Annotated in this window: 1 pseudogene; it reads left to right on the top strand. The window is 38.5% G+C overall.

Going from position 1 to position 314, the window contains the following annotated elements:
- Positions 1–124 precede the first annotated feature (124 nt).
- Positions 125–314: pseudogene (gene nrfA / locus AB4653_RS28920) on the top strand (ammonia-forming cytochrome c nitrite reductase subunit c552); the annotation flags it as partial.

The following is a 314-nucleotide window of genomic DNA, read 5'->3' as shown; positions in this document are numbered from 1 at the left end:
ATATCCAACACGTAACAAAATGTGTTTGTTTATGAATTAATATAAACAGGAATTCTCCAGTTCTTAATTTGAATAGCAAACTCACAACGCTTGGTATAAGAATCAGTATATTGGAGATATCACTGTGAAAAAGCATTGGATACGTAATTCGGTCACAGCACTATTAATGGTTAGCGCATCACTAGCAAGCGCGACCAGTTTTGCTGCGTCTGAACAAAAAGAAATTGGCGACCCTCGTAACGACCAGTTCGAGCAAAACCACCCAGATCAATATCATTCATGGAGACAGACTTCAGAAAGCGAAGTTATTGAAG

The sequence above is a fragment of the Vibrio sp. 10N.222.48.A3 genome (assembly GCF_041475345.1).
Taxonomy (GTDB): Bacteria; Pseudomonadota; Gammaproteobacteria; order Enterobacterales; family Vibrionaceae; genus Vibrio; species Vibrio tasmaniensis_A.
This window is presented reverse-complemented; position numbering and strand designations above follow the sequence as displayed.